The sequence below is a fragment of the Legionella quateirensis genome (assembly GCF_001467955.1).
GTDB classification, from domain to species: domain Bacteria; phylum Pseudomonadota; class Gammaproteobacteria; order Legionellales; family Legionellaceae; genus Legionella; species Legionella quateirensis.
On record NZ_LNYR01000006.1, the window covers coordinates 203,678 to 229,661 of the forward strand.

The following is a 25,984-nucleotide window of genomic DNA, read 5'->3' on the forward strand; positions in this document are numbered from 1 at the left end:
ATACAGACTTGATAAACTGTGCGAACTTTAGCGAAAATACAGCAAAATCTCAACTATGGAGCACTAATGGCAATCTATAGCACTAATGAATTTAAAAATGGTTTAAAAGTAATGGTAGATGATGCTCCTTGCAGCATTCTTGACTGTGAATTTGTTAAACCGGGTAAAGGGCAAGCATTTACTCGTATTAAAATTCGCAATTTGAAAACAGGACGAGTTGTAGAGCGTACCTTCAAGTCAGGTGATACTCTCCCTTCCGCTGATGTTGCTGATGTAGAAATGCAATATCTCTACAACGATGGCGAACAATGGCACTTTATGGTTCCAGACAATTTTGAACAATACGCTCTTAATGAAGCGGTACTTGCAGATTCTGCTCAGTGGTTAAAAGAACAGGACGTTTGTATCGTCACTTTATGGAATAATGAACCAATACAAGTTATGCCCCCAACCTTTGTTATATTGGAAATTGTTGAAACAGATCCTGGTTTAAAAGGTGATACTTCTGGCGGCGGCGGCAAACCAGCAAAATTAGAAACTGGAGCAGTAGTTCGAGTACCTCTTTTTGTTCAAACTGGGGAATTAATCAAAGTGGATACCCGTAAAGGCGAGTATGTTTCTCGAGCAAAAGAATAATCAGTAATTTTATTGATTGTCTTATATTAAATAGCTTAATGAAATGCCAATTAAATATGGCATTTCATTAACAATATCAGAATCAAGTTCAGATATTCTAATATCCATTGTAGTAACCACCACCCCAATAACCGTAATCATCTTCCCAATAGCTGGAGTAATAATAATTATTTCCCCAATACGGTCTGTTATTATAATAACCAACAGAGTACACGTAATCATTGCTGTATCCTGGATCATAAGCCACTGTATCAACAGAAACAGTTTCTACAGTGCAACCATTCAGCAACAATAAAGGAACACTTATAACAAGAGAAAGTAGTAACTTGTTCATGATAGCTTCCTAGCAAGGTTTTCGCCATTTAATTATACAACATGATCTCATATTACTCAAATTGGATTCATCTTTAAGTAGCGTATTCTATAGTTTCTAAACTCATTCAACCCAAAGCTGTCTGATTTCAATAAAGATAAAAGCGATCATTTTCATATGAAATAACTCACAAAAATCAATCCGGGAATCATCTATCCAGAAACAAATCCATTGATAATCAGAATCCTATTATTTACTATTAGCGCCTGCTTGATATTTGCAGCAATATCTTATGATTTTAAAAGGATTTTTATGAACTTATATATCAAATCAAATAGTAAACTGCTTCACTCATTTATATCGTGCTTTATATTATTCCTTCTCTGCTATACACAAATTGTCTGGTCAAATGATCATTCTGGATGGAATCAGAGTCGACGTTACATGGCTCATGGAATTTGTCAGTCAAATCATGATGACATGTGTCAAGGTAAAGGAGTATGCGACACTGGTGGAGCTGTAACTCAATGCTCATCTGGATGCTCCGAAGAACCAGGAGGTTGGTATCAATACTCATATTATTGCTCACAACCACCCGCTGACGTCTGTTCAGGGAACGCCATAGCGAAAAATTATGCTTATCCAAAACAATCCTGTGATGAGTACTGCATTGGCTGGGGAGTTCATTACTGTTTTATTTTGGATGGTGAATTTAAAGCTTGCTCCATGGGTAATGATCATGGCTACTGTATGTGTGGAACTATTATTGGCACTACGCCAGGATGTACGCCTACTCCGCCAGAACCGCCTTTATCGAACACGCCATAACAAAAATTAAGCCCGTATAGGCTAAAGCATATACGGGCTTCTTGCTGTAGATTCCGGTGTAACATATAGTACAGGCAACGACCACCCGAGTTCTGAGCCGCGACTGAAATGCAAAACGGAGATTTATGCAGAGCTTAAGGTTTCCTACCGATTGTAGGCTTACACACCACTCTCCAAAACAACCTCCCAATCTGGAATTATTTACTGGTTCAGTCGGGATCAGTCATTACCTATATGTACTAATAATAGACCACCAAAGGCATTATTGGCAAATTTTTATACACATTCACTTAGGTCGAACAAAGAATACTGGATCGTGGACAACAAGAATGGATGCTCAACAGGCTTAGGGTTTAATCCTGGGGCCTTTCAACTCACTCATCTTTTCACGGCATATTGTTTCAAATGCAATAACAGAACTGGTTTTAATGAGCCCTAGCGACAACTTGGTGATTAATCCTTGACCGGTAGCCAAAATAGCATAGTCAGCACTTTTTTCAATTGCTTTAATTTCTTTCTTAAGGGCTGATATAGTCTGACAATTATCAATTTTTTTATAGAGTTTATCCAATATTTCAGATTTTAATGCATCCCCTTTTAATTGACTTCTCATTGAATCACTTGAAACTTTAAACCAATGAGATCGTCCTGAGTTAGTTGACCTGTCTGACTTCTCAATATAGTAGGCATAGTCATTTTTCGGATTATGTTTTAATCCATGATGAAACATGTGTTGAGGATTTTGTGCATGGTGCAAGGAATTCCCTTGAACCGCACCACTATCTTTAGATGAATCATGCTTCTGTTTAAAAACATAACTCTTATAATCCTCTAAAATCAAAGAATTGGTAAAACAATGTGCCGGTTTTAAATTTTTAAAATGAATCACTTCGCTCATTTCATATAATAAATCTTGGCGTCTAGAAGCATTACTAGTTTTGTTGTACACATGTTCCAATTCAGCAATGATATCCTTACCCCGACGCCATCGCTCATTAACTCGAGATAATGAAACAGGAAATTTGGTGAAGGGTTTAAATTCTGCCTCACCAGATGAGTTTAGTACAACCTGCTCGCTACGTTGTGTTGGCTGAGTTTTTAAATAATTACCCGCGGACGGTACACCAAAAAAACGATCATAGGCTTTTTGTATCCTCTGGCCAGGCTTACCTGGGTCGGAATGTGCCGTTGTTAATTGGTTCGTCTGGGGATCGCGCGCAATATTGGTCGATACCGACCAGTCTCCTAATGCCGTATTCAAATTTGAATTTTGTACATTATTTGTATCGCCCCCCATAATAGAGAGAACACCTTTTTGTTCCATTGTTCGTTGATAATCTTCAATTTCATTTTTATAATCATGTCCATAAAGTAAATGAAGGTTTGTAGCGACCACTTTGCGATTTGAACCATCTTTTAAAGTAAATGTCGTTTCATACCCACGATATTTCTGTTTCCCATGGGCGTCTGGCGGAGCTGGAAATACTCCTTTACTGGAATCTAATTGCAGTTTGTTCCTATTATAAATCATAGCCATAGGTTGTTGAGTATGATTAGGATCGCTCGGCCGTTGGGTAAATACCAATTCATAACCATGACGTTTTAACATCTGCTGAAATTCATTTTTTAATTCAAGATTTTGTTTGCCAAACAAAAAATCAACTTCCTGGAGAAACACAATATCGTCGCCGCCATTTGCAATATTCGCTTCGATTTTATTGAATTGGGCACGTTTACGCATAGCATAATTAGCCTGAGTCTCATCTGCGTCATAAGGATTATTCGCATAGGCTTGAGTAACATGGTTCGCTTTCGAAAAACATTTATCTTGTATGTTCCAGGTGCCTACATGCAATTTAATCTGTACGCTATTGTCTTCTGGATTTATTGATAAAAACTCTGTTGACTGATAAGCATGATCGGATAACACAGGAATAAAATCGGACATAAATAAAACCTCACCAGGAACATATGTTTAATTATAACGCAAATATAATTTTATGTACTCACAAGTTCCTGATGATTACTACAAAGGATTACTGTGAACGAACCTCGCGATGTAAATGATTCGCAGAAGCTTGTACTGTAGGCATGATGATCATTTGTTCAATATCAACATGTTGTGGTCGAGTGATGCAATAAAGTACCGCATCGGCAACATCATCCGCCAATAAGGGCTGAAATTCCTTATAAAAATCCTGAGCTCTTTTTTTATCATTCCAACGGACTTCGCTAAATTCAGTATTTACTGCACCTGGAGCTATTTCAGTGACTCTGACAGCACTCCCAAGCATATCCAATCGCATTGATTTAGATAATGCATGTACTGCATGTTTTGTTGCTGAGTATATATTCCCATTTGGATAGCACTCATGTCCGGCGATCGACCCTATATTGACGACATGCCCTCTAGCCCGCTCCAACATCCCCGGAATGACTTCTCGACTGACATAGAGAAGTCCTTTGATATTAGTGTCAATCATGGTATCCCAATGATCTTCAATACCTTGAGAGATAGGCAGAGTATCCAGAGCAAGGCCTGCATTGTTAATTAGCACATCGATTGATTTCCACTCCTCAGGTAACGAACTTAACTGCAGTTTCACTTGTTCTTTATCCCGTACATCAAGGGGTACAATATAATTTTTATTTTTAAACTGTTGTGTTAATTCTTGAGCCAATTGTTCCAAGCGCTCTGTTCGTCGCGCACTTAAAATAAGCAGGGCTCCCTGAGCAGCACACAAACGCGCACATGCTTCACCTATACCACTGGATGCTCCGGTTATTAATACAATTTTATTAGTTAATGAATTCATTTACTTGCCTCAGATGTTTTTAACTCTCATTAGTAATGCAAGAAGAGTTGTATAGGGTAACGACTAGAGAATAATTATAAACTATCCCATGATCTTCAATATAAAATATATCATTAAGACAATAGAGTATATTGACCATTCATCCATTTAGTCTTAACGTCAAGAAAGGTCGAAATCGGTAGGGTCAACACCCCTTAATAATCGGACAGAAATATATAAAACAACTGACGTAAGTCTCGAACAATTATTTCTGATAGCATGAATTATTATATTCAAGTGTTTCACAGGTTCCACTATAATCTTTCAAAACGCATGCTTTTTCTGAATTCTTTTCAGAGTCAATTTCAATTTGTTTCATTAATACACAGGTATATTCTGTCGAATAACGATCATATTTGCCTGAGTCAAAACAATCCCAGTTCGATCTTATGCCAAAATATTCCGTTCTATTTGACAAATTAATTGTACTATCCTTAATACTGCCAACAAAATTATTCCATGGATCGCAGACCAGAGTGCCATTCACCAAGATAAAAGCATGATTGGCAGTAGTATAGATCGATATAGGAATACATAAATCATAAGTCGTCAAAGAAGCAGTAACAAATTGTCTTATTAATCTATCCAGAGCTACAAAAGACTGAAGCTGGCAATTACCTGCTCCACTTTGTGTTATTTCCTTAGCACAAAGGAGGATTCTCTCCAAAAAGGAAAACTTTGTGTTTGCAAGGATTTTGTCCGAAGCACATTGAGACATATAAACAAGAGTAGAAAAAAATCGATTTCTTTCTTTTTCACCAGGTATGTTACAAGCACTTATTTCCTGATGGATCTCTGATGTAACTTGTTTCACAATGTTATATAGTACATTTGACCGCATGATAGCAATCCAAATTGTTAAAATTAGAACTCAATGACGTATTTTATCACAAAAAAAAACCTCATGTACCATAAAATAATCAATATGCATGAATTAATTCAACAATGTTTAATTTATTAATACTCTCTTAATAATAAATTCTTATAATATTAGCCCGTATTTACCAATAGCATTACCAAATGAGCGATATATGGACACCAAATTCTGTGCTTTAGAAAGCGCCCCAATTAGCGAACAACAACGTCAATTATTCCTTGATGACTTTTATTCCAGCTTTCATCAATTAAAAGCTAAAAATGCAGGAATAATTTCAACCTCAATTGCTGAAAAGAATGTAAACCCCCATCCGGAATCAAAAAAACCCGAATCAAAAAAAGCAAACCGATATGCAGCACTCACCAATTCGGATGTTGCTGAAGTAAGAAAAAAAGCGCTTGCCACAAAAAAGCAATATGATTTCAGTACAAATGATATCGCAGTCTGGGATATCATTGTCGCATTGAATCAATTAGCTCAAGATATATGTTCTTCTGATTTACCTACGGACAATGAGGAAGATGCAGTTTTAGTCAAACTAACCCAAGATTCGGCAGATAATATATTGAACAACCAGAATATAAGCTGGTTACGTAAAATTCTTGAGATAGCAATCCTGACCAAGCAATCTGGATTTGGAAATTGTCAGGAAAAAGCGTTTTTTGGATTTGCTGCTTTAGTACTTGAGTCTCAAAAAGTGAACTCCCTAATCCATACACTCAGACTGGCAACATTTAAAAATCATTTTATTGTCATTGTTAATGAACAGATATTAATGGATCCCTGGTTAAACCTGGCGTTCCCTCTTGATGCCGAAAACCTTGAGCAAAATATTGATTATGTATTCGCAGGATTTGGCCAATTAATTGATTATTTTACTTTTCAGGCAAATGGAAATTGCGTCACTCATGAAGTAATTGAAGGAAAACTGTCAAACCTCGATACAAAGTCAATGACTGATATGCCAAATTGTTATAATTTGCTGGTCCAAAATCAAAAATATTTTGCTCCACGTGCGTTATCAGGCAAGGAAAATCAACCCAAAAGACGTCGAATGGATCCAGAAATACAGTATCCTCCTGATGAACCAACAAGCGATCAGAAAAAAATTCACAAATCCCCTACGGATTACCTGAGCAGCAACTCGTTTTTTACGAAAACCAATCCAGATGTAGAAAGTCCTTTGAAAGAAAGTCAAACGAGAAGTGAAACGCCTGTAAATCAGCCATTAAGAACGTTATTTCCAAAAGAGAACTCCTCGTCCAGAGGATCTTTGCTTGATTATCCGAGTCAACCGAGCGGATCTCATTATTTTCTCTAATCATCTGCGGATGAAGGCAGATTTTTATCCGCCTTCATCCCAAGAGTGATTAGAAATAACTCAAGACCAGTACCTCAATAACATGAAACCGCCCCTTCTGTGCTGTTTCCCTCGCTATAGGAATGCGAACCTACACCGGCTAATCGGCCATTGTGAACGATCAAATATTCATCTCGAATTGGTTTGTTACTTAACCAACACTCAAGAATTTCTCTAACGCCAGCTGCATATCGTGCTTGTGCTGATAAGGTGGTACCTGAGGTATGAGGAGTCATGGCATGATGCGGCATGCTCCGCCATGGATGGTTACTTGATGGGGGTTGGGGAAACCATACATCACCAGCATAACCTGCCAGATGACCTGATTTTAACGCCTCTGCTATAGCCTCTCTATCACATATTTTACCACGCGCTGTATTAATCAAATAAGCACCCCGTTTCATCTGTGCGATTAATTGTTCATTAAATAAATGTTCCGTTTCAGGATGTAAGGGGCAATGAATAGAGACAACATCACACACCTTTACCATGGACTCAACAGTAGGGTGATAGGTTAAATTTAATTCTTTTTCTACAGCGGCAGACAATCGGTGTCTGTCCGTATAATGTAATCGGACATCAAATGGTTTTAATCGTCTTAAAACTGCCAGCCCGATACGTCCTGCGGCAACACAACCTACCTGCATGCCTTCCAAATCATAAGAACGACTTACGCAATCGGCAATATTCCAACCTCCTTTCAACACCGTGTTGTATTGCGGAATATAATCACGGACTAAAGCAAGAATCATCATGACAGCGTGTTCCGCAACACTGATACTGTTACAAAAAGTCACTTCACATACAGTAATGTTATGTTCCATGGCTGCCTGTAAATCCACATGGTCAGAACCAATACCCGCAGTAATAGCCAATTTGAGTTGTGGAGCCTGCTGTATGCGTTCCCGAGTTAAATAGGCGGGCCAAAAAGGTTGAGAAATGACAATATGGGCATCATTTAATTCTCGTGCAAAAACTGAATTGGCGCCTTCTTTATCACTGGTCACTACAAATCGATGCCCCATGCGTTCTAGAAAATGTCTTAATCCCAATTCGCCACTAACAGAACCTAATAACTCCCCGGGAGTAAAATCAATCCCCGATGGTGATGGCATACTTTGACCATCTGGATATTGAGATAACTCTGGAATGGAATCACGAGCATATTCAGGGGGGAAGCCCGACTCGGGATCATCATATAGTACACAAAGAACGTTCTGGTTTTGCAATTGAGACATAAAATACTCCTTTATAATTAAAGACTTCCAAAACTTGAAACAGACAGTCATACTAAATTAAAACTGGGGTTACAGACCAGATTTTTTAGTTTAAATAGACTTTTTACTTCTTAAAGAGCTATATTCATCTTTTGATTATTTAAAAAATTAATCACTACTCAATATTAAATGGAGTTACTATGTCAGAACGCGATTGGCCAGCAAATGATTATGCGATTGGCTCTTATATTCAGGCATCTGTAGCCGATCATTATCTTTCAGATCTCAATATTGCACCAACTGACAAAGTATTGGATATTGGCTGTGGCAATGGCACCTATACTCGAAAGATACTTGATATGGTTCCACAGGGTTCTGTATTGGGAATTGATGCATCAGAAAATATGTTAAAACTGGCTCAGGAAATCACATTTGATTACCCCAATTTTTCGATAAAAAAAGACAATGTTATCAATATGAATTACGCCGAACAGTTTGATTCTATTGTCTCATTCTGGTGTTTGCAGTGGGCCACTGACATCTATGAGTCTTTTGTAAATATTATTAAAGCTCTAAAACAAGGCGGTACATTTTTTACCTTGTTCCCATCGGGTGATGATCCATTTATTACGAGTTATTATGCTCTTAGAGACTCAGGCCAATTCAGTGTACTGTCTGATTTCAAACCGCCGGTTGACTACTCCAGGATGGACAGTCTGGATAAAAAACTGAAGGATATAGCGTGCAAAAAACTCAACGTAGAATTATGCAAACAATCGATTGTCCTGCCATCATTGGATGTATTCAGAAAATTCGTTAATGGTATTGCCTTCTATCAAGGACAGTTAGCAGAACCTGATATTAAAGTAGTCAATGAAGCCATGGTTCAATATTTTGATAACGAATGTCAGCGTAAATACCACGGTGAATATCAATTTAACTTTACTATTTATTTAGTGACCGGAGAAAAATAAGACAATTTATCAGGACTTACAAAAACCCTAAGGTCGAGGCAAAAGGAACTTTTAATGAAGGAGTTTAGATAACCTAAATGACTGAATTAAAAATTCCTTTTAACGAAGAGATTGGACGTTTTTCGTAAGTCCTGTTCATTTCACTTTAGTCGAGTGGGATATATCTGTTTGAATGGGCATATCTTCAGCTTTATTTATGATATTTCGTGGATTTGGAGGAGGAAATAAACCTTGTTCCCTGGCAAAGTTCCTTGCAGACAAATACTCTTCTGTCAATTTGACTGCATCATCAGGTGTTAAATTGAATTTTTTAGTCAAAATCTCATTAATTTCATTGAATTTATAATGACGTAATTCAATATGCATCAGTCGATTATCCAAAGCTTTAGACAGCATCTGCCGACCATGAAAAGTAGTGGGATTCTGAGTACCAATAATACAAAAACCAGGATTTTGCGGAGGATTACCCTCTAAATCGTATCCAGAAAGTAACGCATTTAATAATTGCTCGTTAACAAGAGTATTAAACTCATCAATAACGACTACCTGACCTTGATGAAAAGCTTCCAATAATTTGTTTTGCATACGATCAGGTGTTGTGGGTGAGATCGTTACAAAATCTATCCCTTTGGCTTTAAGCAAAGAACTGACCAATTTGCTTTTACCCATCCCAGGCTCACCTTCCAGAATGAGCCCATTTATGCCATGTTCCTGTTTAAATTGACCGTTAACTTTCTTATCACGAACCAGTAACAAAGTTTCGATAGCATATGCTGCTTTATTGCGTGATTCAGTCCATACGAATTGCTGATCACTAGATTGCGGCACAGCGTGCTGAACAGCATCTTTTAATTTATTTTTATCTTCGCGCCAAGATGTCGTCAGCTTGATATCATTTCGAATATCTCGACTTAGCTTTTTATCCAGACTTAATGTCTTGATTTCACTTAAGATGGCGTAACGCAACAAAAAATCATCGGGCAATAATTGAGTTTGCAGCGATTCCTTTAAGATAAAAAATCGCAAACACATCATCTGAGCATTGCGTGGGGTAATTGTAAGTCCCGCGTCTTGTGCTTTGCCATAGTATGCCTCTATAAGCTCAAGCATTGTGTTTGCATTGGCATACTGCTCAAGCAAAGGGGTTAAAATGGTTTCTAGAGACTGCCCCTTAAACGGCAGATAATTCGGGTAATGTTTGAATAAATCGGGCTCAAATCGCCCTTCATATTGAGTTGGATTTCCAGCAAAAATGACTTTATGGTTTGTTAGAGGATAACATTCCCCTTCAAACCAGAAGTTTTTATCGCCGCGAGCCAAAGCTTCAAACACCGCATAATGTTCATTGGCCAGGTTAGCCTCATCAATAAATAATACGGACTGACTCTCTCCTGAATGCCGTAACCAATCTTTAATCCCGGTCATTTCATAATACAGGGTGATTGGCTTATTCTGCTTGCGACAATATTCCCTTAAAGTCTTTTGGACAAAATGACTTTTACCTTCCCCCGTTTTGCTGGTGAGAAATACAAAGGAATGGTGTTCCAGATAATTCATCACGGTCACAGGTGATGTCGGGCCGGTACTATCAGGGAGCGCTCCGGCGCTCCATTCCAGCCTCTTGATTAAATTGTCAACCCAGGCTTCATGCAACACCATATCTTCGGGCAGATCAGCAAAATGACTATGACAAGGTGTAAGCCTGAGCCTTTGATAGGTTTTTTTTAATTGTTCATCCAAGGCCTTGGATAATCGATTAAAATCCATTTCAGGTTGGTATACGTATTCATTAGGATGTATGGCTTTAAAGGGAGTAGCATCATCACTGATCAGGGTCAGATTACTCGCTGAAATTGACTCTCCATTGACCCGAATGGTTGGAGGATCAATAAAAAGCGTCTGTAATTGTTGCGCCAGGGTTACTGAAAATCGTCCTTTCAAAACGACTTTTTTACCCGTTCTAATGGCTTTCAACAATTCAGTTTCCTGACCATTAAATTCTCGATTGTTTAATGAGACATGATAAAACAACTGATTAAAATTAGTTTTTAGATCTACATTAATAATTAATGCGTGTTCATCTACTTTGGCATCCTGAACAGCATCCAAATCAGTCGCGATGAACAGAGTGTCATTATTCTTTAAAGAAGGACCAACGGTGACCAGTGAACGTAATGGAGCTGGAATAAAAACATCTGGCGTCGTCTGAATGGATAAAGCACAATTGTTCTCTTTGGCTTCTTTTAAGAGGGTATACCACTGAATTTCAGTCAGATGTTCTGTAATTATCAATTGTATTGATGAGTCGGACTCGAGAAAACCCACTTGTGATTTAAGTCGCTGATCGTCGCCAATTTTGTATTGATTGAACAACAAAGGATAGGTATGTTGATTCACTACCCGAGTGAAATTAAGATGTTCACCAGGCTCAATGATGATGGGATAGGTAGATAAATCAGGAGTGACAAAATTCAAATGAAAATGTTCTGATAAATGATGCCATTCTCCATTGAAAAAAAACCGCTTGTTTCTCATTAATTCATTGATAAAAAAACGAAATTTTGGATCTTCAAACGGGGCGTTATGTAACGTTAACTGATCCGTTTTCGTTACAGAGGCCTTCATCAGAGCGCCTGGAATCATATCCAGAATGCCATTATCCAGTGAAGGACGACCGAGCAATACCGTTTCCCAAGTCAGCGGAGACGGAAATAAAATATCGCCCTCATTGATAGGTTGATTTGCCTTTATCTCCGGTAGTTTCATGGCCGGAATTTCAGGAGCCTGGCTTATCGCATCGAAACGGGAGTAAAAATCATCCCCCATTTTTGATGCAGAAGTCTGATCGGTTCCTACTACAATATGAACATTGGACGGTATAACCAATCCATCCAAATTACGGCCTTCATTATCAATGACACTGTTTAATCCAACATGTCGTGCTTTCGGATCAGACCAATTTATAAACCAGGTATAAGTCTCATTGGGATGATCGGCAGCTGTTTTAATAAATAAACTTAGAGGACTGTCTACTTTCGTATCCTTACTTTTATCAATACGAACAGCTTCCAGTTTCAAAGCATCCAGATCTCTGGAGAAAAAACAGTTTTGATATTGAGTCGACTGCTGATGAAGAATTTCAAGTCCCTGTTTATCCTTAAAAATCAGCCATTGTCTTGCACAGGCATCTTTTGCGATGAGTTTTTCAGCCAGTTCAGCTGCATCATTTGCCACAATTGGAACATTATTCCAGGTCTGAAATCGGTTATCCTCGGTCAAGGGAATAAATTGTTTTTTTACCGTTTTTTTAGCTGCCTTTTCTTGTTTTAGAACCTGTTCAGCCTGAGTTAAATGAGATTGCTTGTCAGCTGAATTGCTTAGAGCAGGCATCGGTAAATCGATCAAATGAGCAGCCCCTCCTCCTAAATCAAGGCTATAACGGCGATTCCCATCACGCACCTTCACGAATACATGTACATCATTACAAATCAATGCAGCAGAAATACCCAGTGACTCAGCCATTGCTACAAACAATTGCGCACGATGACGACATACGCCCGAGCGTTGGTGTATCAGACCATTAAGAACGTCTATAGCATCACCATTAATATTATGAGCTGCGGATGTTTCTGGAAATCTGCAGAATGAAGCCAAAGCCTGGACGCGTTGATCGTAATCAAGTGCACGTAGTTTCTGATATTCAGGAGAATCAGCTAACCTTCCATTCAAATCAAAAGTACATTTTGATAACCAATCCAAATGCTCTTCTGGAGCCTCATGATTAAGGGTGTCATCCAGAGGTTTCGAAGACTTGATGATGTAATTAAAAACGGACGTTAATGTAGGTTTATTAAACTTGATAAAATAATAACCTGAATATTTGTCTTTTTTTAATTCAAAATCCGCAGTGCTGTTGGCAAAATGCACCAACTCATCATCCAAACTTAAGCCAGGCACCTGTATCCACTGGTTTAGTACGGGTTGGCTCAATGAGATTTGGCCATATATATAGTTACTAGTCGGTTCAGAACGATTAAATAAATCCTCTACCTGTTGATTCGTTAGCTGCAATGATTCATCAATTGGTTCCAAATTAATTTCTAGAGGTAGTTCCGGCACAAAAGTTCTGGTTCCGGAATCCCAGGTAAAAGAATTCAGATGATAATTACTGAAATGAGGCTGAGTTTCTTCTTTAGCTTTAAATAATCTCCTGGCGGGTAAAATTGGATTACTGTGTTTATCGGCGATAAGGCCATCCAATGACTTGGAAGAAGATTTGATGTGTTTATCGGCGATAAGGCCATTCAATGACTTGGAAGAAGATTTGAAATGAGAGTGTTCAGAATAACTTTCTGTTGGAGGGGGAGGCTCCAAATAGATTATTTTAATATGAGGATAGCTTTGGATAAACCAATTGAGCGCAGCCTCCCCATCCTTGTCAGGTTGTATCATTCGAATCATTTTCAGATTGGGAGCAATTTTTACTAACTGGCCAAGCTCAGCAACGCTTAAACAATCCCATTCAAATTGTATTGTAGTCAGGGAAGGTAATAAGTTCGCGTTCAGACTACTAAGAAACTCAAGAAAATCATCAACTGGATTGAGACCTAGAAATTGCATATTAGGTGCAGCTTCAAAAATGCATTTTAATTGAGATGTAGTGATGTATGTTCCAGAAGCATTAAAATGGATCAACTGAGACAGTGAATTTTTTTTAAGATCGAATGATTGATCATCAAAGAGAAGACTACTCTTTAGTTCAAATTCACATAAGCCTGGAGTTATTTTTAATAGCGCGCTGAGTTGCTCAGGACTAAAAGTAGAGTCGCTTATATTCAACTTTCTTAAATTTTTGTACTCATTCGTTGTTTGAAATAAAGTGAGATCTGAATCAGCATTGTTTATTCCAGATAAAGTGAACACCTCTAAATTTGGCGTATTGCTCAAAAAATAATAGAGTTCACTCAAACCAACGGTGAATTTTATATCCAACTCATTTAGATGAATGAGCGGTGAGTTAATATGCAGTGATGAATCGTAATTAAGATTGATGGAATCGAGCTTGAGTTTATTTAAATTGGGTGTCGCATTGAGTAGAGCATTTAATTGCTGAACAGATAATCTCAACTTGTTTTCGAGAATTAAATTCTGTAATTTTGAAAGGGTTCTATGCTGAAAATTTAATTCTGTATCCTCATTTATTTCAAACCCACTAATCGCAAGTGAGGCAAGGTTTGGCGCATGAAGAAGCACTTCTGACAAAACATCCGCAGGGACAGGAGTATCCTTAATTTCCAAATGTCGCAATGTTGAGTTATAAAGCTGTTCTTCTCCAATGGGGCGAAACTCACAATGATTCATAGAAAGAGAGATCAGTGACTCTGTTTGATTCAGTAAGGAAATTAAATTACATTCCGTGTTAGGTATGCTTGCATATCGGATTTTTTTTAATAAATCAGAATGCCACTTCAACAAAAAATCCAAATACAAATCACGTTTAGTGCTGTCATCTGTCTCGGAAGTTTGAGCTGAAGGTAAAAATGGGGGCCAGAGGTTAATTGATTTATTTTCACTTAAAATCTTGCGTTCAAACAGCTCGTGCTTATCGGACCAATCGTGACCCGAATCAAAATGGGAAGGTGTATCATAACTCCATTCCACGCCTCCTTTTAAGTTAGAATAAATACACTCAGTGCAATTGATGTCTGAAATTAATCCAGAAAAATCATTTAATTCGCTAAAGTTAATAAAATGAAAAAATAAATCAGGGGCGCTTAAAATCAGTTCAGATAGTTCATTCAGTCTGGATTTATCAAGTAATTCAATACGATCTTTTGTTAAATTTAAATTTTTTATCTCTGCACTCTGCTGTTGAGGAGTGATCGGAACCATGCTGGGTAAATCAATTTCAACGTGTAAAGGATCCTCTAATTTCATTAATCCTTTAGATGTACGAAAATAAAGAGCAAAACCCTCTTCAATTAATTTACTGATAATTCTTTTTTTTAGATAATCGTCTTTTAAGTCTTCATTAAAATCACAATTTATAAAAATAGTCTTTTGTTCTAATTGCGAGGTACCCGAAATTACAGTATCCCAACATTCCGGATTATCATTCAAAACCCGTTCAATGTTTAAAACACCTCCATTAGGCTCAGATGAAGACTCAATTACGGGTAAAGCAGTCTTTTCATAAAGAAGTCCGATCGCTTTCAGGATATCGATGTTTTTTTTCATATCACAACCAAGATAAGTTCTAGACCAGAAAAACTGGAGAGCCGTTTAAAATGAATTCTTCTGTATAATTATAAACCTTTTTTAACCTGTCATTTGTGTAATTACTTCAATAAGATGCTCATGAGGTCAATACCTACTATTGGGTTATTGCAAATCGATGAAAAACACAACGTATCAGCGTTATTAAAAATATTAATAATGATTATTAATATTTTAATGTTTACTCTAAAAATTGCGGTTGTTAACATGATTTATACCAGTTTAAATCTCTAGCAAGTTCGTTCATGGAAGACTCGGTAAAGCATTTGAAATTCAAAACCTCAATTAAATCTGTCCTTGTTCAAAATAAATTTACATGGTAAAAATAAGCTCTTTCGTAAAGTGTGTAATCCCTGTTTTAAACAGTCCTTACGAAATTAGAGCAGAATGGACTCTGCAAGGTTGGAAACGACAAAATGATATAAAGTATCCGTTCAGATACTCTGTTCGATGACATCCTCAGTTCTTTCTAATTCTTATAATGTTAATTACAGGACGTTATTATCATGCCAGGAGAAAACCTTTTTGCCCCATTTTCCATGACTACCTCTGCTATTCCAGGAACTGTGGGCTCATCAATAAGTGGCGCTGTTGCTGGTAGCCAACAATCAGGACTTGTATCAACAAAGGTATTACAAGAAAGTGATGTGGCACAACGCGACTCATTATTAAAAGCATTAAATCTATTATTTAATGGTATTGATGAATTTCGTGATGAAAAAGCTGCTGGCTTGGATTTATTCCCTGACGATCTCCAGGAAATGCTTGGTTTCACGCACAATGCTGTCGCGTCAACTGTAGAGAAAGCATTACTTGGACCTGCGATGACCGTGTCACATATTGCTCAACTACCGCTCGATATCAAGGCATGCATAGAAGGCATTCTGAATTCAGTTGAGAACTACAAACAATTGTCACAAACCAAACGAGCCTCTACTCTTGACATAGAACAAGAACTGAACGATAAAAAAATTGGATTATCGGCTAATTCAAATGCCTTATGGATGAATTTGAATAATATTTCGAATCAATTGGAAAAAAATCTTGATCGTGATTTCAAACATCATGGCAGTGCCGGCAAATCACATGGACATCTGGTAAAAACCAGTGCGAATACCGCGACAGCCGGTTCTCTAGGTACAGCCAGTCTTCTAGCTCTTGTAGTTGATGCTTTGGGATCCGCACTGCGTGAGCTTAGCGCTGTGGCCCATTTTTCAAAAGAAGAGTCCTCAAATCCAAAAGAAAAAAATGTATATCAGGCATTCCAGGAATGCTGCACAACCTTTTCCCAAAGCAAGAACAGTCAGGAATCATTAATGGCTCTTCGCAAACTTGAAGAAGCGCTATTAAATTTTGAACTAGCAGCGGAAATGCAAGAACACCATAGCGTTACCAGTCCCGGTATGTCCGTATTTATAAGAATGTTAACTGCAATGCCATTTGTCAAAACATTGCAGGCAGTGAACTCATCTGTTCTTGCTGTAACTGCAGCAGAGCATGCATTAACCCAGGAAAAAGATAATTTTTCACAAAATACTCAGGAATCTGCTTCCAAAGCCAGTCTGCTCAAAGACGTCTCGGGAGGAGATGCTCTAAATCACTCGCAAAATGTTACTGATTTTTGCCACCAATTTGATAAAGCAATAGAACATATAGATGGTGAACTCCAAGCAATAGAGAAACATGAAGTTATTGCCTCAAGCGCCATTGGTACTGTGCGAAGTCAAGCTGCTCTCATCATCGCATCAAGTCTTATTCCTGGCTTTACAGGGATGATTTCACGTGAGTTGAGCGGAAGTGTGGACTTTACTAAAAATGACAAGGGAAGTAATGAGGAAAGCAAAGTAGTCTTGCAGTCTCGTCAGGAAATGACAGGAGCAGATCTGGATAAACTCATGTCTCGAGTGTGCGCGTTGCAAGAGAGGCTTGAGCGATGCGAGCAATTAGGTGTATCAGCTCCTGTAGTCTTAGGTATGAGTGAAGCGGTTACATCCGGCTCATTGATCGCGTCTCTGAATGTGATTGCAGGCATGTATTCTGCCCTGAAGGAACTGCGCACATTAGCTGAAAGCCCCAGCATCCCCCTGCAACTTAATGAAGCAGAACAATTAAAAGCTAAAGAATACGCTCAATCCGCGTTGGACTCTAATAAAGGAAGTGCTGAATTATCAGGAACAGGTCCTATTTCAGAGAAACTTTCCCTAAATCACCACCTCCAAAGCGTCATGGAAAAAGTGGTATTAACTCATCGTTCGTACCGAAATTTTATCCTGCCGGATATGGAACGAAATGATTTGGATTCTGCTGGTAAATCCACCATAGCCTTTTCTCAAGGCAACAGCACCGGCTTTTTATTGGGCTCTGTAGGAGTACTTGCTTTAATCGGGTTACAAAGCGGTATCAGTGCAGAAGCATTACTCGGAGGCATACGATACAGTCTTGCATTAAAAAGGCTGAGTGATGGTGTTGACAAAACACAACTGGATAATGGTTTCAAATCAAACCTGAGTTTTGCCAGTAATGCCACTAGGCTGGCAGAACACTCCATGGGCTCGTCTTCAGTGATTCAATCCAGCACCAAAACAACATATTTCCTGGCAGAAACGGCATTTTCCCGTTCGTTAACTGTAGCTCTGTGTCATTCAGGCGCCTTGAAGGAAATGCTGCGTCGAGTGATCAAACTGGAAGAAGATAGACTGAAGGAGGACAAACAAATCCCGGCACCAGGGTATTCAGACAGCGCTCTAGTGTCTGACGCCATAATGCCCCGACTGTATGACAATATACTGAAAGTTCTGGACGATGCGGAAGCAAATCATAATCCTATCCCCGGCCTAAATGGAGCGATGGCATCACAACTGGCTACAATGACTAACAGCAGCATTGCCGCAGCACTATGCACACACAGCGCATTCATCTCACCAATTTTAAAGTCTATAGTCGTAGCAAAAAAAGCCAGTGTTATTGACGATGAGATTAAAAATGAAGCGGTTTCGGCACAAAGCATCATCAGTAAGGTGCTCAGCGAATCATTAAATGTCATCCAGGCCTTTACCATCAACTTTAAAGATGAAATGCTGCACATGAGAGATCCGATTAAGAACAGCTCTCCAATTCAATTGTCAGCCGAAGCAAATGGAACCACTATAGCTGCTTCATGTGCCCTGTCTTTATTATGTGAGGAATTATTCGAGATTTGCTTGAGCCGCTCCTTAACGCTCCTGGATAAAGAAAAAATTGATAAATCCAGCCAAAGATCAAAAGAATTAACTCAGGAAGAAGCAAAATTAGCACATGAAGCAATAGCGGAAGATAGCGCGGCAGGACAAGAAGCGCATTTTACTCATGCTATTTCAGCCTTACGTTTAACCCTATCCCACTTAGGTGTGTCGCTTGGGAATATAGCCAGCGAAATGGAGCGGAATCCTGAACTGTTACAGGATAACTTAGAGATACATTCCTCACAACGTAGTCTGATCCGCACCTTGACCTCAATTTTTAGCCAATGCAGCGCCACAATGTTAGCCCTTACTGCATTATTACCCGTTGCGCCTTTAACTACTGCAGGTAGTGTTGATGCCCTAAGAGAGTTAGTACATAGCATTGATAAAGAACTGGTATTAAAACCTGTTCACAGTAGTGCACAATCAACAAAGGATTGCGGTTCTGATAGCAGTTTATTAACCGGCATAGGTACAGATTGTGTTGCCAGTATTCTTTCTACTACCACAAAACTACTATTACAGGCTTCAGTTCTTGGATTGGATACCTCCTTAGCTATAGCAAAAATTATGGAAATTCTGTGTATTCACCCACGGCCAGGCGAAGCTTTAGCTCTTGAATTACAAGCATTGTCTCAACCGAATGGACTCTCTCGTAATTTCAACGAGCAGTCGCAAAGTGTTCTGGTCGCAGGAAGCATAGGTACAGCGGGGATTTCACTTGCCAGCAAAACAGGAAAATCTGGTGCTACCGAAGACTCCCTTCGTGGATTTCAAGAAGCGGTGAATCAACGAATTGATCAGATTGCTCTTCTGGAAGATGAAAATGAGGCAAATATCCTGGATTTAAAGAGATTTTATAAATTATTAATTCGCCTTATGGTTGATGGCTCTGGAACTGATGATGCCTTTAATGAAATTATTCAAAGATTTCATCGTGGCGGTATTATTTTATCCAGTTATCATAGTGATCATGGCGGAATTGTTGAGAGTAAAAGAGCTCATAACTCAAACAGTCTGATTTCAAATAACAGCTTTCAGGGTTGTGATGATGCTGACGCGGTCTTAATTACCTTTATTGACAGAGCCTTCCATTCTGAGCATGGACCGAACTCCCTGCTGGACAGACTAAAGAGTGAAATGCTCAATTATGAAAGGTTAAGTGGAAAAACCCAAAAGAGTTGGGAATATATTGTAAATAAAGTATGTGATCGATTACGACTGGAACACGTCAGAAACAGCATTTTTAATCGTGGTGAAAATAAACGCCCCCAACAAACCTTGGCGGAAAAGAAAGAAAAGTTGCTTCATGATTGGACGCATCCGAAAGCAGATTATGAAGAAATATCATCTCCTAATAATTAAAAATGATACGGGCGGTTTTATGCCAAATTTTTTACCCGATGCTGACTTTCACATATTGAAACATTCGCTTCCTCATGTATTTCGTATACAGCTAACCAATGAGGAAGCTGTTTTAGCGCAAGCTTATCCGCTGCTGAATATGATCTGCCCCGATCGCGACGTGCTGAATCGATTAAACGCAAATCTCTCTATACCAGATCCTCCGACCAGTAAAGATTTGGCGAGACGGTTGGCATCGTTGACTCTGGAATTGGAAGGCTGTTTTAATGTTGATGCATTATTTAAAAACAGGCTCCCCATCGTTCTTAGTGAGTTCCCTAAACACAGCCGCGCTATTAATCAGGCCATTCAGAAGTTTAATGAAATTATAGAGTCTTATCATCGTGGTGAGATTGATGCTCTTTCGGAAACGAATCTGGAACAGCATTATAAAACAATTCTCACAGCGATTAAGGAACAAGGCTTCTATCGAGACAGTGATTCGTTTTGGCAATTAAACTGTGATAATGAATCCTTATGGCAATTAATAGGAATGATGGCTGGGTGGTCGAAAATATCTCCAGTGGATGTATTTAACAGGGAAAACATCCCTATAGCCGCATCTTCATCAGCTCCACCGATTATTCCGTCATCCATTGAATCCATCATAACGCCAGTTGAAGTACTGGATTTGCCGCAGGATGTTAAACCTATTATCAAAAACCCGTTTATCCCGGATTATGATTACAATTTTAATGGTGCAGGACGTCTGGATACAGAAACGGAGTTCTTATTACTTAATGCTTTTGGGATGAAATTTGGTGGTCATTTTGATGCTCAGGTCAAATATCCTCCTCGTTTTATTCCACTGGACCAATTGCATGCCATTATTCGACGTCAACTGTCTCATCGAATGGACGTGTGGCCAACTGAATTATTTCAATTATGGTTGGAAACTGCTTTAGCTCAACTCGGTGTCGAATTTATCCCAAGAAACAAGAATGACAGCTCCAAAGATATATTGGTCAATCCCTTTTTAAAAGAACCCATCAGTTTCTTAAGCCCTGAAAAAATCAATACCGTACTTAAAAAAACCTTAGTGAATTTTACAGATGAAGAATTCAATCCAGGTTCATCTGAAATCAATATACTGTCACAATATCTGTTCGAGTTATTACAAGGATTTCAAGTCAATCCTGGACTGGCGTTGGGTATTGGGGCGAATTGGGATGGAACGGTAAACCTGTCCAACGAAGCAGGGGCCTATGCATTTAAATTCAGAGAGTCCAAGGCTGATTGGGGAAGACGTTTTAAACAAATCAGTCTTCATCGACAAGGTCCTTCTGAAGCAAAAATGAATGCCGCTATAGGCATAAAATTTGAACTTCAAACACTCCTGACCGATTTTAATTATATGAGCCAATTGCAACCATCTGAATATCAGGAAGTTGTTTACAATGCTCTAATCGATAATCTGGTGACTGATCTGTTACCAGAACCTGCCTACTTCGAGAATGAACGTTATCCAAAGTACAAAAAACAATATGTCGTTAGAAACAACGAAAACGGCTTAACCGAGATTAACAGTTTTTTAATACCGAGTAAGCAGGGTACTTATTTTAAAGGAAGGGATGGGGAAGAAAAACAAACCCCTATGTACCGGCGTGCCGGTACTCTGGATGTTCAGGCTTTTCCTAAAAATACAACCTATAGCGAGCAATCCAAAGTCTGTTATGCTGGCAATCCCTTGGGCCCGTTGCAAATGCAATATGCACAAGCGATGTATCGAAACGTCAGAGGACATATTGTCTATGATCCTGTTGCTCCCGATCAATTTCTGGAAGATGCATTTTATGGCCAGGTAATCCGCGGAGATAATGATGATTATTTGCCTTTTATAGGAGTAATCCCCAAGAATTTTGACCGCTATTTTAATCAACCTAATGAGCTGTGTGCTTCATTCGTCATTCGCATGTTGCAATCAGCACGCATTATGGAATACTGTCCCACCTTCAAGTCGGCTTATGATCAGATCAAGACACGATTTTTACCTGATCCCCAAAAGCAACCCCCTGCACTGCCGCCATTTTGTAGTGACTATCTTGTTGAAAAACACAAGATGCTCACCAGCACCCTTGCCAATGATGGGCGTAACTTTTCAGAGTGCCAAAAAATATTTTTTAGCATGTTCAAAAATTTGATTTATAGTCTGTACGATATAGGCCGTGACGATAAACAATTCAAACAGGGTTTCCTGATCTTTATTAATTCCAAGGATACTTTTTACCCCATAAACAGAGCCAAATGTGAAAAGCTGATACGCGACCTTACGGTCACCAAACCGGTTGAAGTATCTCCTGAGGCCATGTCTCGATATGATCAGACACTGAACTTTTTACGTGATATCAACTCATATTTCTATCCTCAACCTTCTGAAGAACTGGCTCAGGAAATAGCCAGACAAGCTAAGCTGCATGTGAGTCCCTTATTACAAACTCATGCGATAAAAGCCTATTTTAATACTCAAAAACAGAATAAGCAGGAAAATTTATCCAGGAAACAAACCCCTGGAATGCTCTATGCCGCGCTTAAACACGAAGGACCATCAAAAACAGTAGCCCGCGATTACGGACGAATGCACGATTATAATTTTCCTTCATATTATCGTGACCCGGATGGCACGCCACAAGGAGAACCACAGACGAATGATCGTCTTATCGATTGGAGTGCAAAACATTTGGGCGCAGGTCTACAAATCATGCATAAATATCATCTGTTTGCATTTATCCACAACCCCATTTATGAAACCTTTACTCGCGCCAAACAAATTGCAGCGGCACATCAACATGACCGCTTAAAACCGTTATGGGCTTTAAAAGGTGCATTAGAAGGATTATTCTGGCACGGCATCATTATTGGATTGTGGCAAACGACTACGACTCCATTTCATATGCTTGGCGATTTTTTTAGTTGGCAATTTACACGTTTTAAAAGAAAACCCATGAAAAGCATTGAAAATCCATTGGCACTTTCAGCAGCGCCAGCCAATGAACTGAATACCAAAACCGAGGTGTCAGCTGAATCCCGTGATCATCTGTTACACTTGTTAGGAAAACACCAATCGCTCGATACTAAAAAAAATTCAGTAATTGCCTATACCACGAAGCTGATTCGTGTTTTATACCCTCACATCAGCGCAGAAGATTTAACCCTTTGTAATCAACAATTACTAGACGATTTTCCCCTGACGGAAGAGGAATGGAGTTCGTTATTTGCGCCTGTGTTAAATGCAGCAGAAAATAATATCTTGTCTGCTCTTCTTCATCGATATAATGGGGTTATCAACAACAATCTGATTCATGCGGTATTCCAATGTGTGACACACCCTCTTTTTTCAGAACAGCCAAAAACACTATGCAAAACCATACAATCCACTTTTTCGCTTAACTCAAAACAAAAAGAAGTGCTGGAACAGATAATCAAGTTATACAGGCAAATACCTATAGAAGACAAACGAAATTATATCCAATTATTTCAATTTAACGGTGCCATTCAGAAGGCTTTACAGCGAAGAGATCAGCTCATACAGAAAGTTCAAAACTATATCCTGAAGGTATTTGATGAGCAATGGATACTGACCCTGCTTTTCAATCATCACGTGGAACAGTTTACTACAGACTTAACTCCGCTTAACCTGGAAGATACAATATTAATACTGCCTGACACCATAAAATGGCCGCTGCACCATTTGCTCACATCAAATAATACGCATGTGCTTGAAGACTACGTATTAAACGAAAACCAAATAACTCTGTTAATTAAAATTCTCTCATTGTTTCACCTTATTCAAGAACCAAAACAACAAGAAAAACTATTGAATATCTGCCGGGCTGAACAGACTTCCAATGAAAATAAAATCAGTACAAAAGAAAAGGCTCATAATAAGTGGGCAAAATTTGCAGAAAGAGAATTGAAACACCAACTCTTATCCGATAGTGAAGTAAAGAACATCTTCAGCCTACTCTCGGATAAACTGACTCCGTTTCATGATTTAAAATCCCATATAAACAGGTTAGAAATCAGTTATCAATCGCTGAATACCAATGAAGATCTGGATTTATTCTATGAAACAGCCTGTGCTATTAAAAACAGATTATCCCAATATCTGCGCCTAAATACTAAAGCACATAAAAACAATGTGACGGAAGCAAAAACCCAGCTTAATAATTTTCTAAACATTACTTTCAATGCGGTTGTTAATTCACGGCTGGATCAGGTGGATATATTTGATCATGAGAAATCTCAAAATCCTTTGTTAAAGAGCAAATCCATAGAAGCATGGTTATCGGGTCTACAAAAAAATAATCATCATTTACGCTCCCTTTTGGAGCAGCAACTTCTTCAGGCTCCGTCTCTTGATCATACCTTGTGGCGCTGTAAATGTATTTTTCAAGTACTGGAACAACAGCATCCTACAGAACGAATCACGAACACGGGGATGCAGTCCTTATTACGGTTTTGGAGTCAGCATAAAAACAATGTAACCTTTACAGGCGAACACTATACAAATCCAGACTTCAGCAAACCCAATAAAAGTACGTACCCAAACTTGTTTGATGACTCGGTGACTTTACAACATGCCATGACGCGGGTGCGTGAAAAACTGCCCAGAATATCCATTTTTAATATACCTCGTAAAATTGAACATGATGTGGACTGCACGATAGAGTTAAGTATGGAACATTAGTTAACGCGGGTATTATGATGGTCAGGCTCTTTCACAAAGAACATGAGTAGACCGCCAAGAAGAAAAAAAGGTAGTAGCATTGCCATACCCAGCTTCTGACTTGTGGTGAACGCAGTGACCACTCCAACTAATAAAGGCCCTAAGAAACTGGTTGCTTTTCCAGAAAGAGCAAAAAGACCAAACATTCGGGTTATCTCTTCAGGTTTACTCAAACGTGCTAACAAAGTACGACTGGAGGCTTGAATTGGCCCGACAAAAACACCAATAACAGGTGCGGTCAACCAAAATAAGGTTAGGGATGTAACCGTTAGTAAAAAACAATAAGTACTAACCAAACAAAACAGGCTAATAAGTACAGTCCTTTTTGACCCCATCCAGTCATCACATAAGGCAAACAAGGCTGCTCCAATACCAGCCATAATATTAATGATAATTCCAAAAATCATAATCTCATTGATTTCCAAGCCAAAGGTTCCTGCAGCGTAAATCCCACCCAGTGCCAGCAGTGTATTTAAACCATCGATATAAAACATGCGCGCAATAAGAAACAAAAAAAGATCTTTTTGCCCCCTCAAACCTCTTAATGCGCACAGCAATTCACTCCACCCTGTTCTTATTGCGATACCGGGTGTTAAATAGCGTCCATGGGTTGGTTTTACAAAGAAACAAAAGGGTAAACTAAAAAAAATAACCCATACAGCGACAAACAAAGGTACAACACGAATATTTGCTGATTCTGTATTTCCTAACCAAAATCCCAAACGACCATCAACAAAAATAGATAAGGAAATAATCAAACAGATTAGTCCACCCAGATAACCCATCCCCCAGGCCCATCCTGAAATCCGGCCTATATATTGAGATGAAGACAATTTAGGTAGAAATGCATTGTAAAAAACAGTGGCCACTTCCAATGCGAAATTACTAACAAAAATACACACTAAAACAAGAGGGATGGAACTGCTGTCTGGATAAGCAAACCATAAACAAGCTATAGCAATAACTGCCAGCAAGGTAAAAAAGATCAGCCATAATTTATGCTGGCCACCATAATCCGCTATTGCGCCAACGAAAGGACTGACTATAGCAATCAATAAGGCAGAACCGGAAATGGTATATCCCCAAAGAGCGGTTCCTTCAATAGTATTCAAGGCAATCGAATCAGTAAAATAGGTAGCAAATACAAAAGTAAATATCACCACAAAATAGGCAGAAGTGGCAAAATCATAAAATGCCCAGGAAATGATTTGTTTTATTGAAACATTATTATCAGGAATAGAATCCAAATTGTTCATGATATATCCTGGATACCCCGCTGATAGGCAAAGGAATCAGA

13 protein-coding genes are annotated in these 25,984 nt (G+C 38.7%); 6 read left to right on the top strand and 7 right to left on the bottom strand.

The window, feature by feature from the left end; all coding sequences use genetic code 11:
- Positions 1–66 precede the first annotated feature (66 nt).
- The gene (gene efp, locus Lqua_RS03390) at positions 67–636 is read left to right on the top strand and encodes an elongation factor P (RefSeq protein WP_058472871.1); all 570 of its coding nucleotides are present in this window, start codon (positions 67–69) and stop codon (positions 634–636) included.
- 97 nt (positions 637–733) lie between these two features.
- Here efp and Lqua_RS17815 read toward each other — a convergent pair whose 3' ends face one another.
- Positions 734–970 carry a hypothetical protein gene (locus Lqua_RS17815; protein WP_083501240.1) on the bottom strand — a complete coding sequence of 79 codons (237 nt, stop codon included), beginning with the start codon at positions 968–970 and terminating at the stop codon, positions 734–736.
- Between the two features lie 291 nt (positions 971–1,261).
- Between Lqua_RS17815 and Lqua_RS03400 the strand changes: the two genes are divergently transcribed.
- The gene (locus Lqua_RS03400; RefSeq protein WP_058472873.1) at positions 1,262–1,777 is read left to right on the top strand and encodes a hypothetical protein; all 516 of its coding nucleotides are present in this window, start codon (positions 1,262–1,264) and stop codon (positions 1,775–1,777) included.
- A 346-nt stretch (positions 1,778–2,123) separates the two neighbouring features.
- Here Lqua_RS03400 and Lqua_RS03410 read toward each other — a convergent pair whose 3' ends face one another.
- The 3 genes from Lqua_RS03410 to Lqua_RS03420 all read right to left on the bottom strand — a co-directional run bounded on the left by Lqua_RS03410 (position 2,124) and on the right by Lqua_RS03420 (position 5,473).
- The gene (locus Lqua_RS03410) at positions 2,124–3,725 is read right to left on the bottom strand and encodes a hypothetical protein (RefSeq protein WP_058472875.1); all 1,602 of its coding nucleotides are present in this window, start codon (positions 3,723–3,725) and stop codon (positions 2,124–2,126) included.
- 88 nt (positions 3,726–3,813) lie between these two features.
- On the bottom strand, positions 3,814–4,593 hold the full coding sequence (locus Lqua_RS03415; RefSeq protein WP_058472876.1) for an SDR family NAD(P)-dependent oxidoreductase: 780 nt from the start codon (positions 4,591–4,593) through the stop codon (positions 3,814–3,816).
- A gap of 244 nt (positions 4,594–4,837) precedes the next feature.
- Positions 4,838–5,473, bottom strand: a complete 636-nt coding sequence (locus Lqua_RS03420; RefSeq protein ID WP_058472877.1) for a hypothetical protein — start codon at positions 5,471–5,473, stop codon at positions 4,838–4,840.
- A gap of 190 nt (positions 5,474–5,663) precedes the next feature.
- Between Lqua_RS03420 and ceg10 the strand changes: the two genes are divergently transcribed.
- Complete coding sequence (gene ceg10, locus Lqua_RS03425) at positions 5,664–6,830, top strand: Ceg14 family Dot/Icm T4SS effector (RefSeq protein WP_058472878.1); 1,167 nt, start codon at positions 5,664–5,666, stop codon at positions 6,828–6,830.
- Between the two features lie 74 nt (positions 6,831–6,904).
- On the opposite strand, the gene Lqua_RS03430 is transcribed toward ceg10, so the two are convergent.
- Positions 6,905–8,107 carry an NAD-dependent formate dehydrogenase gene (locus Lqua_RS03430; protein WP_058472879.1) on the bottom strand — a complete coding sequence of 401 codons (1,203 nt, stop codon included), beginning with the start codon at positions 8,105–8,107 and terminating at the stop codon, positions 6,905–6,907.
- Positions 8,108–8,286: 179 nt separating this feature from the next.
- On the opposite strand from Lqua_RS03430, the gene Lqua_RS03435 reads away from it, so the two are divergent.
- Positions 8,287–9,060 (top strand): class I SAM-dependent methyltransferase, encoded by a 774-nt coding sequence (locus tag Lqua_RS03435; RefSeq protein ID WP_058472880.1) that lies wholly within the window; start codon positions 8,287–8,289, stop codon positions 9,058–9,060.
- A gap of 135 nt (positions 9,061–9,195) precedes the next feature.
- Here Lqua_RS03435 and Lqua_RS03440 read toward each other — a convergent pair whose 3' ends face one another.
- Positions 9,196–15,297: an AAA family ATPase gene (locus tag Lqua_RS03440; protein ID WP_058472881.1), complete on the bottom strand. Its 6,102-nt coding sequence runs from the start codon at positions 15,295–15,297 to the stop codon at positions 9,196–9,198.
- A 545-nt stretch (positions 15,298–15,842) separates the two neighbouring features.
- Here Lqua_RS03440 and Lqua_RS03445 point away from each other — a divergent pair.
- Together Lqua_RS03445 and Lqua_RS03450 are read left to right on the top strand one after the other, a co-directional pair.
- The gene (locus tag Lqua_RS03445; RefSeq protein WP_058472882.1) at positions 15,843–19,922 is read left to right on the top strand and encodes a hypothetical protein; all 4,080 of its coding nucleotides are present in this window, start codon (positions 15,843–15,845) and stop codon (positions 19,920–19,922) included.
- 19 nt (positions 19,923–19,941) lie between these two features.
- A complete protein-coding gene (locus Lqua_RS03450) occupies positions 19,942–24,648 on the top strand; it encodes a hypothetical protein (protein ID WP_133141063.1) in 4,707 nt (1,568 codons plus the stop codon).
- On the opposite strand, the gene Lqua_RS03455 is transcribed toward Lqua_RS03450, so the two are convergent.
- Positions 24,645–25,943: an MFS transporter gene (locus Lqua_RS03455; RefSeq protein ID WP_058472884.1), complete on the bottom strand. Its 1,299-nt coding sequence runs from the start codon at positions 25,941–25,943 to the stop codon at positions 24,645–24,647. The genes Lqua_RS03450 and Lqua_RS03455 overlap by 4 nt on opposite strands.
- Between the last annotated feature and the right edge of the window lie 41 nt (positions 25,944–25,984).